General features: G+C 28.2%; 14 protein-coding genes and 1 pseudogene. 7 read left to right on the top strand and 8 right to left on the bottom strand.

All coding sequences use genetic code 11. From position 1 onward, the window contains the following. Positions 1 to 46 precede the first annotated feature (46 nt). Positions 47 to 865: a DnaJ C-terminal domain-containing protein gene (locus BN1173_RS03355; RefSeq protein WP_040236608.1), complete on the top strand. Its 819-nt coding sequence runs from the start codon at positions 47 to 49 to the stop codon at positions 863 to 865. A gap of 54 nt (positions 866 to 919) precedes the next feature. On the opposite strand, the gene BN1173_RS03350 is transcribed toward BN1173_RS03355, so the two are convergent. From BN1173_RS03350 to groL, 6 genes are all read right to left on the bottom strand, one after another. After that, positions 920 to 2,044: a hypothetical protein gene (locus tag BN1173_RS03350; RefSeq protein ID WP_040236606.1), complete on the bottom strand. Its 1,125-nt coding sequence runs from the start codon at positions 2,042 to 2,044 to the stop codon at positions 920 to 922. 23 nt (positions 2,045 to 2,067) lie between these two features. Continuing rightward, positions 2,068 to 2,964 carry a protein translocase subunit SecF gene (secF, locus tag BN1173_RS03345; protein WP_040236604.1) on the bottom strand — a complete coding sequence of 299 codons (897 nt, stop codon included), beginning with the start codon at positions 2,962 to 2,964 and terminating at the stop codon, positions 2,068 to 2,070. Next, positions 2,948 to 4,711, bottom strand: a complete 1,764-nt coding sequence (secD, locus tag BN1173_RS03340) for a protein translocase subunit SecD (protein ID WP_040236602.1) — start codon at positions 4,709 to 4,711, stop codon at positions 2,948 to 2,950. The genes secF and secD overlap by 17 nt, the downstream gene beginning before the upstream one ends. A gap of 80 nt (positions 4,712 to 4,791) precedes the next feature. After that, complete coding sequence (gene yajC, locus BN1173_RS03335) at positions 4,792 to 5,115, bottom strand: preprotein translocase subunit YajC (protein ID WP_012538392.1); 324 nt, start codon at positions 5,113 to 5,115, stop codon at positions 4,792 to 4,794. 15 nt (positions 5,116 to 5,130) lie between these two features. Further along, positions 5,131 to 5,427 (bottom strand): hypothetical protein, encoded by a 297-nt coding sequence (locus tag BN1173_RS03330; protein WP_014696478.1) that lies wholly within the window; start codon positions 5,425 to 5,427, stop codon positions 5,131 to 5,133. A gap of 60 nt (positions 5,428 to 5,487) precedes the next feature. Further along, positions 5,488 to 7,122, bottom strand: coding sequence for a chaperonin GroEL (gene groL, locus BN1173_RS03325; RefSeq protein ID WP_014696477.1), 1,635 nt, complete (start codon positions 7,120 to 7,122; stop codon positions 5,488 to 5,490). Positions 7,123 to 7,616: 494 nt separating this feature from the next. On the opposite strand from groL, the gene BN1173_RS03320 reads away from it, so the two are divergent. The 3 genes from BN1173_RS03320 (at position 7,617) to BN1173_RS03310 (ending at position 10,650) form a co-directional block, all read left to right on the top strand. Continuing rightward, the gene (locus tag BN1173_RS03320; RefSeq protein ID WP_246040050.1) at positions 7,617 to 9,038 is read left to right on the top strand and encodes a histidine kinase; all 1,422 of its coding nucleotides are present in this window, start codon (positions 7,617 to 7,619) and stop codon (positions 9,036 to 9,038) included. 91 nt (positions 9,039 to 9,129) lie between these two features. Beyond that, positions 9,130 to 9,648, top strand: coding sequence for a ferric uptake regulation protein (locus tag BN1173_RS03315; protein ID WP_012538388.1), 519 nt, complete (start codon positions 9,130 to 9,132; stop codon positions 9,646 to 9,648). 12 nt (positions 9,649 to 9,660) lie between these two features. Beyond that, positions 9,661 to 10,650, top strand: a complete 990-nt coding sequence (locus BN1173_RS03310; protein WP_040236597.1) for an alpha/beta hydrolase — start codon at positions 9,661 to 9,663, stop codon at positions 10,648 to 10,650. A gap of 28 nt (positions 10,651 to 10,678) precedes the next feature. Here the strand turns inward: BN1173_RS03310 and BN1173_RS03305 are convergent, their stop codons facing one another. Together BN1173_RS03305 and BN1173_RS03300 are read right to left on the bottom strand one after the other, a co-directional pair. After that, a complete protein-coding gene (locus BN1173_RS03305; RefSeq protein ID WP_025400866.1) occupies positions 10,679 to 12,238 on the bottom strand; it encodes a PTS transporter subunit EIIC in 1,560 nt (519 codons plus the stop codon). 46 nt (positions 12,239 to 12,284) lie between these two features. Further along, positions 12,285 to 12,971, bottom strand: a complete 687-nt coding sequence (locus BN1173_RS03300) for an N-acetylmannosamine-6-phosphate 2-epimerase (protein ID WP_342773482.1) — start codon at positions 12,969 to 12,971, stop codon at positions 12,285 to 12,287. Between the two features lie 148 nt (positions 12,972 to 13,119). Between BN1173_RS03300 and ylqF the strand changes: the two genes are divergently transcribed. From ylqF to BN1173_RS03285, 3 genes and pseudogenes are all read left to right on the top strand, one after another. After that, the gene (gene ylqF / locus BN1173_RS03295; RefSeq protein ID WP_014696472.1) at positions 13,120 to 13,971 is read left to right on the top strand and encodes a ribosome biogenesis GTPase YlqF; all 852 of its coding nucleotides are present in this window, start codon (positions 13,120 to 13,122) and stop codon (positions 13,969 to 13,971) included. An 86-nt stretch (positions 13,972 to 14,057) separates the two neighbouring features. Beyond that, positions 14,058 to 15,105 (top strand): annotated as a pseudogene (locus BN1173_RS03290) (ABC transporter ATP-binding protein). Positions 15,106 to 15,110: 5 nt separating this feature from the next. Continuing rightward, the gene (locus BN1173_RS03285; RefSeq protein WP_012538382.1) at positions 15,111 to 15,914 is read left to right on the top strand and encodes an ABC transporter permease; all 804 of its coding nucleotides are present in this window, start codon (positions 15,111 to 15,113) and stop codon (positions 15,912 to 15,914) included. The last annotated feature ends 20 nt before the right edge of the window (positions 15,915 to 15,934 follow it).

Here is a 15,934-nt window from a genome sequence, read left to right as displayed (position 1 = left end):
TTAACTAACTGCAATATAAAATAGGAAATAAAAACAAGAGGTTTAAATGTCTAAAGATTACTACAACATACTTGGAGTAAATAAAAATGCTACAACAGAAGAAATAAAAAAAGCCTACAAAAAATTAGCAATTAAATATCACCCTGATAAAAATAAAGAAAACAAATTTGCAGAAGAAAAATTTAAAGAAATAAATGAAGCTTACGAAGTTCTATCATCTCCTCAAAAAAAATCTAATTATGACAATTTTGGAAATGCAGATTTTAACAATAACTTTAATACAGACTCATTTACTAAAGGATTTAAGAATTCTGGGTTTCAGCATTTTGACAATTTTGATTTATTTTCTGATATTTTTGGAGAATTTACAAAAGGAACAATTCAAGATAAAGAGGTAACTATTAAAATTTCTTTATATGATGCTTATATGGGAGGCAAAAAATTTATATTGATAAATAACGAAAAAATCGAAATTAATATACCAAAAGGCACAATTGATACCACCAAATTAAAATTCAATGGCAAAGGAAATACCAATCCAATTTCTGGAAAAAGAAGTAACTTAATTATTAAATTTGAAATATCAAGTTATAAAAACTTTACACTAAAGGATCGAAATTTAGAAACACAAATTAACGTATATCCATGGGAAATAGCTTTAGGGAGTGAAAAAATCTTTGAAACAATTGAGGGTAAGAAAATAAAAATCAAAATTCCAAAAAACACAAAAAATGGAGAAATACTTAACTTAAAAGGTCTTGGAATGCCTGCTCTTGGAAATGCCATTAAAGGAGATTTAAAGGTTAAATTAATAGTAGATGTACCACCAATTATTAATGATGAAGTTAAAATAATATATGATTAGTTAAAAGAAATTTAGTAATAAAAAATTTTAAACAAATAATTGTTCAAAATTTTTCTAACTTTTCTCCCAATCAAGCTTTAGGCTATTAAGTTTATCTATTTTAAGTTCATATTCCTTAATGCCTTCTTCAAGACTACTAAGACTTTTATTAATATCAACTGTAAATTGAATAACATCACCTTGACGAGGTGAAAGGCTAAAGAAAGTAAATTTCCAAGCTCCAGAATTTATAGTAGATATTATTCTTTTTTGAAAAACATAATCTGATATTAAAACAAGTTTCTGAAACTCCTTTCTACGTAAATAAATAAGCTCATTCCATTCATTAAAAATGGCATCGGGTAATTCATCCAAGCCAATCTCAATGATATTACTTATCGACAAGAGAATATTAAGAACCTCTAATAAATTTAAATAATAGCTTTCAAAACAATGAATAACAATATCCAACAAAGAAATTTTAACAAGCAATTTAGATATATCAAGACTATGCTCTTTCATAATTTTTGATATTCTCTCTTTTGCATACTCCATAACAAATTTTTTATGCGTATCTTTAATATATTCACTTACTTTGATCTGCTCCACCTTTTCACAATACTCATCAATTTTTTTATTAATTAAATCTAAACTACTATTATTAGCTTCATTAACAAAAAAATCAATTGAATGCTCAAGTCTCTCTAAAAATTCTTCTTTAATAAAATAAGTTGCAATCTTAATACAAGAATATGGTGTTTTATTACGTCTATCAAATTCCTCAATCTTCTTTTTAAGATCCACTTTAAAATTTAAATATCTAAGCCTATCTAAAAATTTATCAAAAGTATCCTCATCATCCAAAAGGACATCACATTCAAAATCTAAAAACTCTGATTCTGGATAATATTTTTTGATTAAACTTTTAATGTTATTCAAAGTATCACAAAATATTGTCTTATTAACACTTAAATTATCATTTTCTTTTGAAGAAATGTAGGTAATATTCATGATATCTTTACGAATTTTATCTAAAAAAACAATTTTATTTTTAAACAAATTAGCATCATTAATAAGGGTTGATTGTTCTTTGTAAGAATAGTAATTTATTAAACTATATCTAAAAATACTAAAATTGAGATGCTTTTGAAAATCAAAAAACCTATAAAATCCTAATGAACCAAAATCAAAAAACTTCATATCATAATATTATAACAAAATATCTATTTGATTTTTTTATAACAACTTAAAAGAATAGGAGAAGCTATAAAAACCGAAGAAAAAGCACCAACAACAACACCTACCATAAATATCAAAGAAAAATCCTTAATAGCACCTTCGGTAAATATGTATATAGAAAATACAGCAACAAATGTAGTAATAGATGTTAAAATGGTCCTTGACAAAGTTTGATGAATACTTATATTTAAAACATTTAAAAATGAACTATCTGTTATATTCCTAGAATTTTCTCTAATTCTATCAAAAATAATGATCGTATCATTTAAAGAATATCCAATAATTGTCAATATAGAAACAATTATTGAACTATTTATTTCTATTCTAAATAAACCTAAAAAAGCAATCACAAAAAGTATATCATGCATAGTTGCAAATATTGATGACACAGCATAACTCAATCTAAATCGTAATGTCACATAAACTAAAATAAGGGCAAATGTTAAACAAACCAACAAAACAGACTTTGTCCTTAAAACAGATGAAAATCTTGAATCAATAAAATAAGAATCAAGAATTTCAACATTAGCATCAAACTCAATACCTAGTTTATCTAGCAACATACTATGAATTTCTTTTTTCAAAGAATAATCAGTCACCTCTGACTTTATTATAATATCAAAATGACTCTTAGAATCATTTGCAATAATTTCATTAACATCAAATGTTTTATAAAATGAAGATAGCACTCTTTTTATATCAGAATCCTTAATACCTGCTTTATCTATCACAAAATTAATATTTACACCCGAAGAGAAATCTACTCCCCAATTATAACCACCATGATACATAAAGGTGTAAATAAAACCTAAAAAAATCATACAAAAACTAGCTATAATAGCTTTATTTCCATATTTTAAAAAATTAAACACCTTTTGCATAATTTGAACTCCAAGAAATACTTACACATTTGTTTCTATTCAAAGATATAATCAATTCCAAAATAAACCTTGAAAAGACTAAACTACTAAAAAGTGACGCCACAATCCCTATAGATAAAGACCACGCAAAACCTTGAATAGTCCCTGTTCCAAGAAGAGTCAAGAAAAGCACAGCTATAAATGTTGTAACATTTGAATCCATTATTGCCCAAAAGGCTTTTTTAAATCCATCTTCAAATGCTCTTTCAAATTTTCTACCATTTCTAATCTCTTCTTTAATCCTCTCATAAATAATTATATTAATATCAACAGCCATACCCATCGTTAATACCAGACCTGCAATACTTGTAAGAGTTAAAGTAAAATTAAATGCAGAAAGAATTGCCAATATTAAAAACAAATTATAAATGACCAATGAAAATCCTGCAACAAAACCACTTGTTTTATAATATACAAACATAAATAAAAAGACCAAAACAAGAGCAAGAAGAGAAGCCTTTATGCCAAGTTCAATTGTTTTTTCTCCAATAGTAGGACCAATAATCCTTAAATCATCTATTTTTATCTCAACAGGAAAAGCTGCTGTTTTAAAAACAAATGCAAGTTCCTGTGCCTCCTTCTTATCAAAAGAATCTCCTTGAATTGATACATTTCCACCAGCAATAGCATGATTAATATTGGCTACTGACTTAATTTTACCTTCCATAACTACAGCTAAAGTTTTTCCAACATTTTTTTGAGTAAAAGCAAAAAACTTCTCACTACCCTCACTATCCAAAGTAAATGTAACCATATCCTTTCCCGTTTTAGGCTCACTTAAAATTCCAGCATCTTGAATATGAGACCCATCAAAAGAATTGTCAAGACCAAAATCAACAACATAATAACGCACTCTTGCCTCATCATCAACCCCATAAGCATCCTTTATATACCAGGGAAAAATTTTTTTACTATCATCAAGTTTCATGCTATTTTTAATATCATGTATAGAATAAAGGGGACCGGCTTCTAATATCTTAGAATTAAGAACAGAAGTAGCATCAAGATCAACAACATAAAAGATCAAATTTCCTTTACCACCCAAAAGAGAATCAACACGTCTCTCGTCTTTCTCTCCTGGAATATCTAAAAAAATTCTATTTCCACCTGCTTCTCTTGTAATTTTAGGTTCTGTAAGTCCAAAAGTATCTACCCTTTCCTTAAGTATTTGCATCGTACGACCAATAGCTTCTTCCTTTTCTAGAACACTTAAAGCTCTTCCTAATCTTTGTTCAAGCTCTAAATAATCAAGAGAAATAGTAACACTTACTCCTCCAGATAAATCAAGCCCAAGTTGTATTATTTTGTTTTTATTTCGCTTGATCTCTTCATAATATCTATAAATTTCAAGACTCAGTTCTTCAATATCAGAATCAGTTAAAAAACCACCCCTTAATGCTTCTATATCATTAAACGATTTGGGAAATTCCCTTCCATAAGTCTTATAATTATTTTTTGCAACTGGAATTAAATATTTTAAATCATCTGGAATTTGACCCTTCGGATTTTTTCGATACAATTCCTTAAGTTTCACAAGAGAACTTAAAGCCTGCGATTTAGAATAATCTCTTAAAGCCTCTTTTGAATATGAACTAATTTGTTTATCCTTCTCTTTAGTAAAAAAATACCATTTTAGAGTAGGAAATATTAAAAAATAAGCAAAAGAAGTTACAAACAGTATTAATATCAATTTAGAGACTTTATTCATAAATAATACCCTTATCCTTATTATCTCAAGTTAAAATTAAATTATTATGTTAAGTTAACATTATATATTAAAATTGCAAATTACTTCTCATTTTTTAATTTTTTATCCTTAATTTCGTCAAAAATAACCTTCTCAATTGAACTTTTTACAAATTTTGCCTCTGAAGTTTCACTAAGCTCAAGCAAAACTTCAGAATCATCAACTCTCTTAACAACTCCAAAAATTCCACCTATGGTTAAAACTTTATCACCTTTTTTAAGGCTTTTCAGCATTTCTTTCTTTTTCTTCTCTTCTTTACGTTGAGGAGATATCACTAAAAACCAAAATATAGCTATTACGGGAACAAAAACTAATAAGCTTCTAAAGAAGCTACTACTATGACTAAAATCTTGCAATAAAAACATAAAATTTCCTAATTTTTAAACATAAGTAACCTTTATATTAGCAATATCATCCGGATAAATTACCCCAAAGAGGAGCTCAAGCTCCTCTTTTCTACTATAAGTAGAGTTACTAATGTTATTATACCTTTTAATCAAATAATCAATAAGAGCATCATCTTTCCTATAAAGCGCTTTACTAAAAGCGCTTCTATAAAATCCAAGATTAAAAAGCTCTTCCACACTTTTATCTTTATGTTGACCTAGAAGCTCTTTATCTATTATAGCCCTAATCCCATCATAACCTATACAAAATACAAATTCATTCTCACTCAAATTTTTATCCTTATAACAATAGAAACTCTAATAAAAGAGAAATCTGAAAAAAGGATTAACTTACATCATTCCCATTCCTGGATCCATAGGATAATTGCCCCCAGCACTATTCTTTTCTTCCTTAACTTCAGTAATAGCACATTCAGTTGTCAATAACAATCCTGCAATTGAAGCTGCATTTTGAAGAGCACTTCTTGTAACCTTAGCAGGATCAATTATACCACTCTCAATCATATTAACCCATTTAAAACTTGCTGCATCAAAACCAAGTCCTTTCTTGTCAGTCTTAATCTGATGAATATAAATAGAACTCTCAAATCCAGCATTAGAGATTATTTGTCTCATCGGTTCTTCAAGACTCCTCTTCACAATCTCAAAACCTTGCTTCTCTTCATAACTAAGCTTACTTACGTCAACTGTATCAAGATACATAGCAACTTCAATAAGAGTTGATCCACCACCAGGAACAACACCTTCCTCAACAGCAGCACGAGTTGCAGATAAAGCATCCTCCACCCTATGTTTTTTCTCTTTAAGTTCTACTTCAGTAACAGCACCAACATTAATAACAGCAACACCACCAACAAGTTTTGCAAGACGTTCTTGTAATTTTTCTTTGTCATATTCAGAACTTGTCTCTTCAATTTGCTTTTTAATAAGCTCAGCACGCTCTCTTATTTGATCTCTATTTCCAGTATTAATAATAGTAGTATTATCTTTGTCAACTTTTACTGACTTAGCTTGACCAAGTTGTTCAAGTTCAACATTTTCAAGAGTAAGTCCTAGTTCTTCACTAACAAGAACCCCTCCAGTAAGTATAGCAATATCTTCAAGCATTGCTTTACGTCTATCACCAAATCCAGGAGCCTTAATTGCACAAACCTTCAAAGCACCACGTACACTATTTAAAACAAGCGCAGCAAGAGCATCTCCCTCAATATCCTCAGCAATAATTAACAAAGGCTTATTTGTATTTACAACTTTTTCAAGCACTGGTAAGAGTTCTTTAATTGTGCTAATTTTTTTTTCACATATCAAAATATAAGTATCATCGAAACTCACACTCATATTTTCTTTATTTGTGGAAAAATAAGGAGATAAATATCCTCTATCAAACTGCATACCCTCAACATAAGAAATTGTAGTATCAAAAGTTTTTGACTCTTCAACAGTAATAACCCCATCTTTGCCAACTCTGTCCATTGCTTCTGCAATTTTTTCACCTATTGAAGTATCATTATTTGCAGAAATAGATGCAACTTGTGCAATTTCTTCTTTGGTAGTAATTTTTTTAGCAGATTTGCGAATTTTTTCAGCAGCTAAAGCCACAGCATGATCTATTCCTTTCTTAATTCCAATTGGATTAATTCCTGAAGAAACATTTTTAAGTCCTTCTCTTGCAATTGCATAAGCAAGTACAGTAGCCGTAGTAGTTCCATCTCCAGCCAAATCATTTGTCTTAATTGCAACTTCTTTTAAAAGTTGTGCTCCCATATTTTCAAATGAATTTTCAAGATCAATTTCACGAGCAACACTAACTCCATCTTTTGTAACAATAGGAGAACCAAATTTTTTATCAATTAAAACATTTCTCCCTTTAGGACCAAGAGTGACCTTTACAGCATTTGATAATTTTTCAATACCGCTAAGCAAACTCTTTCTAGCATCTTCATTAAAATATATGTCCTTAGCCATAAATTTTACTCCTTTTAAGTATAAAATTTAAAGTTAAATAATAAATAGCACATTACAAAGTTAACATGAACTTCATACATAATCACTATAAAAATATAATTTTTTTTGTTTCATTAATCAAGCCAAAATAATAAAAAATAAAGAAACCTATATATAGTAATTTACTGGAAAAACAATACCATTTATACTAATTTAATATATACTTATGTAAAGATTTTTTATTATGTTTAGACGGCCTTAGAAATTCAAAAATTTATATTGTTATTGTTTCAATAACTTCATTTGCTGAGAGCAAATTATATTCCATTTTATCAAATGCCAAATACTTAATTGAAAGTCAAAAACTAACTTATAAAATACACTGGACATTCCCAACATATTTTTTTGAAATTTTAAAACTAAATTCAGAATTAAATGAATGGTTTTTTAAAAGACTTAAAAATAACGAAGATATATACATTCCAAGCACATATAGTGGAAGTCCTCATGAATACATGCTACATGATGAGATACACGTAGATCTGTACTGGGCCTTAAAAAACCCATTCAAAAGCGGATACAAAGATTTATTTCAAGATAATCCTAGCACATTTTATCTCTATAATATGGAAAAACTAAGAAAAAGAGTACTTGAATTATACAGAAAACTTAATTTCAATTATATAGAAGGCATAAGGATTGCAAAAAATAACAAAAAATATTTGGTTTTCTATAAAAATAACTGTCAATTTTTATCAGAAATACAAGAACCTGATATACGAAAACAAAACACAGACTCACTCATTTATTTCCATGAAATTAAAGACATCTATGATAATCAAGTATTAAAAAATTTCTTGCTCTCTTTAAAAGAATTAGATACAAATTTTTATAGCATTAAGATACAAAATCTAGAGGGTAAAAAAATAAACACAGAACTTTTAGAAATTCCAGAATTTAATTCATTAAAAGAACAAGCATTAGTACTGCAATTCCAAAATAAAAGACTCAAAGAATATCAAATAAATGAAGCTTCTTTAAAAGAATTTTTAACTAATAAAAATTTTGAAAACCAATCACAAAATCCAGAACCTATTACAAGCAAAAATCTAGAATATAATATGGAAGGTAATTTTACATTATCCCATGAAAAATATTATGTAAAATTTAAAGAAGGCAAATTAAATAGAATCAAATATAAAGAAAAAAACTCTGAATTTCTAGATTCATGTAGAACTTATATTAAAACTTTATCAAAAAAAGAAATCATTATAGAACCAATTATTGAGAGTTCATTTTCATTCTCAAATGAAAAAATTATAGGTATTAGACAATATTTAAATTTCAATGCAAAAGAAAAATCAATAATAGATTTCTTTTTGGATGAAAATCTTGCAAGCTTTTTTATATCTCTCAAATTAGTATGGCCTACTACTGTCATAAATTGTAACAATAAAAAGCTAAATACAAATAATATAAATTACTTAACCGAATATTCAAGTTTAGAAATACCCATATTTGAAGTTGAAAGAGGGACGAACCTAAAAATTACGGCAAGATACAATGATCTTGACACCTATGAAAAAATTATTGAAACAAAAAAAGATACTCAAGGATATATTAATGGAACAGAATTTCTAATATCCAAAGGAAGCGATCAAAACAGTAATTTTTTCATCAGTTTTTTAAACATTGAAAAATGTGTTATATATACAATAAATTACAAAATTGCAAAAAAAGGTTTTAAAAGATGGTTTATCTTAAATATAGGAGGATCTTATAATAAAGTAAAAATTGAGGATTTGAAAAATTATTCTTTAAGTTTAAATTTACTCTTATTACCAAATAATAATAATTTTGATAATAAAATAAAAATAAACTCAAAAATAAAAACTTTACTTTTTTATCCAAATATAAAAAAAAATGAAAATAAATAGCTATCAGTAGCAAAATATTAATAAACCGTTATAAAATTATTTTTATAAGGACATTAAAGTACTTAATCTTAAATAATAAAGGGTATTATATATGAACAACAATACAATCGAGGTACATTCTACTTTAGAAAAAGTCGGAATTACTAATGACCCTATCTTGCTAAAATCATTAACAACAGAGTTGGGCATGAAAGCCTCACATTCAAGAAATAGAATAATTTTACATATTGCATCAAATCCACGAGAATATTTTACAGCAAAAGAAATTTATAACAAACTCATAAAAGAAATACCAAGCTTATCAAAAGCAACAGTATACAATACGCTAAATATCTTAAAAGAACGCAACATTCTTAAAGATATAAAAACAACAGACCAAAAAGAAACAAGATTTTATCTAAGTTTGACTTCTACAATAGCTCACTTTAAATGCAACAAATGCAATCAAGTTTATCCAATACAACTTGATGACATTAAAGATATTCTGAAAGACAAACTTGGAGAAGAATGGAAAACAAAATCCATTGAAATTATTTATTCAGGAGCATGTAATAATTGTCATCAAGAATCTCAACAAGAAGAATACAACACCAATGATGACAATCATTAAAGGAAAAAATATATGAACATTGATATCTCACTTTTTCAACTTTATTTTTATTTTTCTGTAAAAACCATTAATCCATCAATATTAATATTTAGAAATGAATTTGACAAAACTCAAATTCCAAATAAACTTGAAGAAATTGATCAATACCTACTCATCGAAGAGTCCAAATTCAATTTGGTAGAAAACACAAAAAAAGAAATTATATGGAATAAAGAAAAGGAAAAAACACAGTATGCAGTGGTATATATTCACGGTTTTGGAGCATCAAAAAATGAAATTTATCCTATTCCTAATAATATAGCTAGAGCATTAAAAGCAAATATTTTCTTTACAAGGCTTAAAGGCCATGGAATTGACAATAAAAATGCATTTAAAGGGGTTAATACTAAAGACTGGTTACGAGACATCGATGAAGCTATCCAAATTGGCCAATCAATAGGAGAAAAACTAATACTTATTGGAACTTCAAACGGCGGTGCCTGTGTTATTTGGGCATTAAAAAACTATCAAGACAAAATACATTCTGCCGTTTTAATATCACCTAATATCTATCCTAAAGACAAAAGAACAAATTTAGTTTATTACCCTTGGGGACGTCAAATTGCTTATCTAATAACAGGAGGGTATAATGAGCCTGAGATAAGACAAAATAAAAGAATAGAATACTCAAAGGTCAACATATTTCACTCGCCAATACGACAAATTGATTCAATAATTGCAATGATGGGTCTTGTTAAATTAATTAATATTAATGGTTTTAACGAAATTAAAACTCCACTCACAATAGCTTATTCCCCAAATGATCCTACAGTAGATTCTCAGGAAATAAATAATTTTATAAATAATTATGGGGGATACAAACAATCAATACCAATAATTCTTGTTGAAAGTCCTTATTCTCATGTTCCTGTAGGAAATCACAGTTATAGAAGTGCACAAAACACATCTTATTTAACAAAATATGCTGTCGATTTTATTCAAAACATAAAAAAAAGCAAGTGATGTAAAAAACATACACTTGCTTAAAATTTTAATTTTCTTCATTATCAAGATATTCTTCAATTTCATTTTTAAGAACACTAACTCCAGGCCCATAAACTACCTGAACACCACTGCTCTTGATAATAATTCCTTTGGCTCCAGTACTTTCCAAAATACTCTTTGAAACCTTTATAGAATCTTTCACGGTAACTCTAAGTCGAGTAGCACAACAATCAAGTTCAACAATATTATCACGTCCCCCAAGACCCATAACTACTTGCACACTAACATCACCTTCCCTTACAACTTCATTTTTACTTAAAGAAAAAGAATTATGAGAATTAACAATATCTTCCCTACCAGGAGTCTTATAATCAAATTTAGATATTAAAAAAGTAAAACTAAAATAATATAGCCAGAACCAACAAACACCTACCATTGGAACTAAAACCCAATTTGTTCTTGCATTTCCTTGTAAAATCCCGAAAAGAACAAAATCAATAAATCCCCCAGAAAAAGTCTGACCTATTGTAATCTGTAAAATATGAGCAACCATAAATGCACACCCATCAAAAACTGCATGAACTACATAAAGCACCGGCGCAACAAAAAGAAAAGAAAATTCAAGGGGCTCAGTAATTCCTGTTAAAAAAGAAGTTAAAGCTGATGACAACAAAAGACCAAAAACTTTCTCCTTTTGATTAGGTTTTGCAAGTCTATAAAGTGCAAGAGCAGCTCCAGGCAATCCAAACATCATAGTAATAAATCTGCCGCTCATAAAACGACTAGTTCCAATAAAAAATTTATCAGTACTATGAGATGAAAGTTCCGCAAAAAAAATGTTCTGAGTTCCTTCTACCAATTTACCATTAATAATTTCAGAACCACCAATACCAGTTGTCCAAAAAGGCAAATAAAATATATGATGAAGCCCAAAAGGACCAAGCATTCGCAAAAAAATACCATAAATAAGAGTACCAACATATCCTGTTGCATCAACTAATACACCCACCATACTAATTCCAGATTGCATAAATGGCCAAAATATAAACATCAATACAGCAAGAAAAATACTTGAAAGAGAAACTATTATCGGTATAAATCTAGATCCTGAAAAAAACCCAAGTACTCTTGGAAATTCAACTTTATTAAACTTATTATGAAGACAATAAGTCATAATACCAACAATAATGCCACCAAAAACACCTGTTTCTAAAGTTTTAATACCAAGTATTAATCCAATAGCTCCATTTGAGAAATCTTCAACTTTACCAAACATCTCAACTAAAATACCAATTGTAGAATTTAAAACAAGATATCCAATAAAAGCCGCAAGCCCTGCTGTTCCCTTATCAGATTTTGCAAGCCCAACAGCAACTCCAATTGCAAATATTGGTGGCAAATTAACAAAAATAATAGCACCTGCGGTACGCATGATGTTAAAAACTGATTGAAGAAAAAATACATCTAAAAATGTATAAGTACTAATAGTTGCCGGATTGGAAAAAGCACCTCCAATTCCTAAAAATAATCCTGCCGCAGGAAGAATGGCAATAGGCAACATAAAAGAACGACCAAATTTTTGGGCATTCTGAAAAAATCTCCCCATAAAAACCCTCCTATATACCTAAAAATATTAAATATTAAAAATACTATTAAATTGTTATAACTTCATTTATTTTATCAACAAAACTTTTAGTAATTTCCATAGGTCGTGTAATAGCTCCACCTACAACAACTAAAGAAACTCCCAACTCAAAACTTCTCTTAGCCTTAAGAGGAGTATCAATTTTGCCTTCAACTATCAATTGCGCTTTCAAATTACATTTAAGTAAACTTTTTAAAAAAGCAAAATCATTATCAGCAATATTAAATCCCTTAGTATCTTCTGTATATCCATGCAAAGTTGTACCAATAAAGTCAAAACCAAGCTGATCTGCATTTAAAGCCTCATCTAGAGACCCAATATCTGCCATTAATAATTGGCTAGGATATTTTTCCTTAATTCTATTCACAAATTCAGATAACAAAAGCCCATCGGGACGATTCCTAAAAGTAGCATCAAGAGCAATCACTTCAACCCCTTCATCACAAAGTTCATCAACTTCTTTAAGAGTAGGTGTAATATAAACAGAAGAATTATGATAAACTCTCTTAATAATACCTATAATGGGCAAATCAACTTCTGATTTTATTTGACTAATATCAAGAACACCATTAGCCCTAATTCCAACAGCTCCTCCCATTTTTGCTGCCAAAGCCATCTTAGACATAATAAAACTACTATGCAATGGCTCCCCTTCAAGTGCTTGACAAGACACAATAAGACCTTTCTTAATAATAAAAACCTCCTATAACACAATCATCTAAAAGAGCTTCTAAAAAAGCTTACAGATATATAGTTATTATACAATTCAACTTATACAAAAATCAAGTTTAACATAAAAAAAATGTATTTTTCTTTTTATTATATTAGGATAGAATATAAAAATGTCAAATAAAATCAACTGGTTTCCAGGTCATATGAAACGGGCCTTAGAGTTAATACAGATAAATATCAAAAAAACAAATATTGTATTAGAAATACTTGATGCCAGGGCTCCATTTAGTAGCAAAAACCCGCTCATAGAAACAATAATTAAAAACTCAAATAAAGATAAAATAATACTTTTAAATAAATCAGATCTTGTCCAAGAAGGAGAAATTTTAAAATGGAAAAAATATTTTGAAACTCTTGGTAATAATGTATTAATCACAAACATATATAAAAAAGGAATAAAAAAACAAATAATAAACAATATAAGAAAAATAGCTAACACAAAAAAAATTAAAACTTATAAAGAAAAAATAAAAGTCTTAGTAATTGGGGTTCCAAACGTTGGAAAATCATCAATAATTAATCTATTAGTAGGCAAAAAAAGTACAAGTGTTGCAAATAAACCAGGACACACAAAAAATATACAAATATTAAAAGTAAATGAAGATATTAATATCTTCGACATGCCAGGAATATTATGGCACAACCTAGAAAATCAAGAAATAGCAAAAAAATTAGCAATATTAGACATGATCAAAAATGAAATTATAGATAATACAGAACTTGCCCTATATCTACTTAAAGAAATGCACATAAAAAACAAAACCAAATTGATAGGAAAATATAATATAATATCAACAGACGCACTCAAAATTTTAGAAGAATTTGCAACAATAAGAGGATTTATCAATAAAAAGTATGGAATGGATATTGAGAGTGCATCAAAAATACTTATAAAAGAATACAGGGAAGGAAAATTTGGAAAAATTATACTTGACTTAAGACCTGATAACAGCAATAAATAAAATCATTTACATAAGCATTAATATAAAGTATAATCTAGTCTCATGTGGCTTATAATAGGCTCATACAAAAAGGAGGGTCCCATTAGTTGGATAATTACATCCTAGAGATTAAAAATTTAAAACATTATTACACAGATAGTAATATACAAAGACCCTTAACAACCAATTAATTTAAAAAGGAAGTAATATAAATTTATTACCTTACTTGGCCCATCAGGATGCGGAAAAACAACGTTAATAAAAATAATAGGTGGTTTCTTAAATCAAAAAGAAGGAGAAATTTATTTTTTATCAAAAGAGATTTCAAAAATTACACCTAATAAAAGAGAGATCAACACAGTATTTCAAAACTATGCTCTATTTCCACACATGAATGTCTTTGACAATATATCATTTGGACTGCGAATAAAAAAATTAAATAAAAATTTAATCAAAGAAAAAGTCAAAACAGTACTCTCACTAATTGGCATGCAAAAATACGCATATAGAAATATTAATAAATTATCAGGCGGACAAAAACAAAGAGTTGCAATAGCAAGAGCAATAATTATGGAACCAAAACTTTTATTATTAGATGAACCTCTCTCAGCTCTAGACTTAAAGATGAGACAAGAAATGCAAAGAGAACTTAAAAAAATTCAAAGAAAACTCGGAATAACATTTATCTATGTGACACACGATCAAGAAGAAGCATTAACAATGAGCGACAGAATAGTAGTAATGAATGAAGGAATAATTCTTCAAATTGGAACACCTGAAGAGATTTACAACGAACCAAAAACAAAATTTGTAGCCAGCTTCATTGGTGAAAGCAATATTTTTGAAGGAACTTATGAAAAAGAATTTGTAGTGAAAATGTTTGGAAAAACTTTTCAATGTCTTGATAAAGGATTTAAAAATAATGAATCTGTTGACCTTGTAATCAGACCAGAAGATGTAAAAATATTACCAAAAGGTCAAGGACATTTAAGCGGTGTAATCACTTCCGCAATATTTCAGGGTGTACACTACGAAATGACATTAGAAATTCAAAAATCTAATTGGTTAGTCCAAAGTACAAAATTGACAAAAGTTGGTGAAGAAGTTGATATTTCACTAGGCCCTGATGACATTCATGTAATGTGTAAGGAATAATAAGTATGAATAAAATAATGTTAACATTATATAGTCTCTTCTTATTAATCTTCATTATCTTCCCATTAGTCATAATAATAACTCTAGGGTTTCTTAATGAAAGAAACGAATTTACATTTGCAAATTTTATAAGATTATTAGAACCAAGTTACTTAAGAATTTTCTCAAGAAGTATAAATTTCGCATTAATTACAACAATTTTTTGCATATTAATTGGATATCCCACAGCATGGTTTATATCTATGTCAAAAAAAAGTACTCAAAACAATTTAATTATAATGATAATACTCCCTATGTGGATTAATACCCTACTTAGAAGTTATGCTTGGATTAGAATACTTGGAAAAAACGGCATTATCAATAATTTATTTATAGCAATGGGATTTAAACCCATGGATTTACTTTACAATGAAAAAGCTGTAATAATTGGTATGATATACAATTTTTTACCATTTATGATTTTACCAATATATATAGGGCTCTCAAAAATAAAATATGAATACATCGAAGCAGCAAGGGACCTAGGGGCTAGGATGTGGCAAATATTAATCTATATCAAAATACCATTAACATTATCATATCTTGCTACAGGAATAATAATGGTATTTATTCCTTCAATCACAGTGTTCATTATCTCAGATCTTCTAGGAGGTTCTAAACAAATTTTACTTGGAAATTTAATTGAAAAACAATTTTTATTTGTACCAGATTGGAATACAGGATCTGCTATATCATTTATTTTAATGATAGTCATAGTAATATTTAATTTAACAATAATTAAATTAATGCAAAAAACAGAAAAAATATGAGGTATTAACATGCTTAAAAT

The organism is Borrelia crocidurae (genome assembly GCF_000825665.2).
Classification (GTDB): domain Bacteria; phylum Spirochaetota; class Spirochaetia; order Borreliales; family Borreliaceae; genus Borrelia; species Borrelia duttonii.
This window is presented reverse-complemented; position numbering and strand designations above follow the sequence as displayed.

Coding starts and splice junctions, on each gene's coding strand:
- BN1173_RS03350 (WP_040236606.1), bottom strand. CDS start 2,044: ATGAAGTTTTTTGATTTTGGTTCATTAGGATTTTATAGGTTTTTTGAT.
- BN1173_RS03355 (WP_040236608.1), top strand. CDS start 47: ATGTCTAAAGATTACTACAACATACTTGGAGTAAATAAAAATGCTACA.
- BN1173_RS03285 (WP_012538382.1), top strand. CDS start 15,111: ATGAATAAAATAATGTTAACATTATATAGTCTCTTCTTATTAATCTTC.
- ylqF (WP_014696472.1), top strand. CDS start 13,120: ATGTCAAATAAAATCAACTGGTTTCCAGGTCATATGAAACGGGCCTTA.
- secD (WP_040236602.1), bottom strand. CDS start 4,711: ATGAATAAAGTCTCTAAATTGATATTAATACTGTTTGTAACTTCTTTT.
- secF (WP_040236604.1), bottom strand. CDS start 2,964: ATGCAAAAGGTGTTTAATTTTTTAAAATATGGAAATAAAGCTATTATA.
- BN1173_RS03315 (WP_012538388.1), top strand. CDS start 9,130: ATGAACAACAATACAATCGAGGTACATTCTACTTTAGAAAAAGTCGGA.
- BN1173_RS03305 (WP_025400866.1), bottom strand. CDS start 12,238: ATGGGGAGATTTTTTCAGAATGCCCAAAAATTTGGTCGTTCTTTTATG.
- groL (WP_014696477.1), bottom strand. CDS start 7,122: ATGGCTAAGGACATATATTTTAATGAAGATGCTAGAAAGAGTTTGCTT.
- yajC (WP_012538392.1), bottom strand. CDS start 5,115: ATGTTTTTATTGCAAGATTTTAGTCATAGTAGTAGCTTCTTTAGAAGC.
- BN1173_RS03320 (WP_246040050.1), top strand. CDS start 7,617: ATGCTACATGATGAGATACACGTAGATCTGTACTGGGCCTTAAAAAAC.
- BN1173_RS03310 (WP_040236597.1), top strand. CDS start 9,661: ATGAACATTGATATCTCACTTTTTCAACTTTATTTTTATTTTTCTGTA.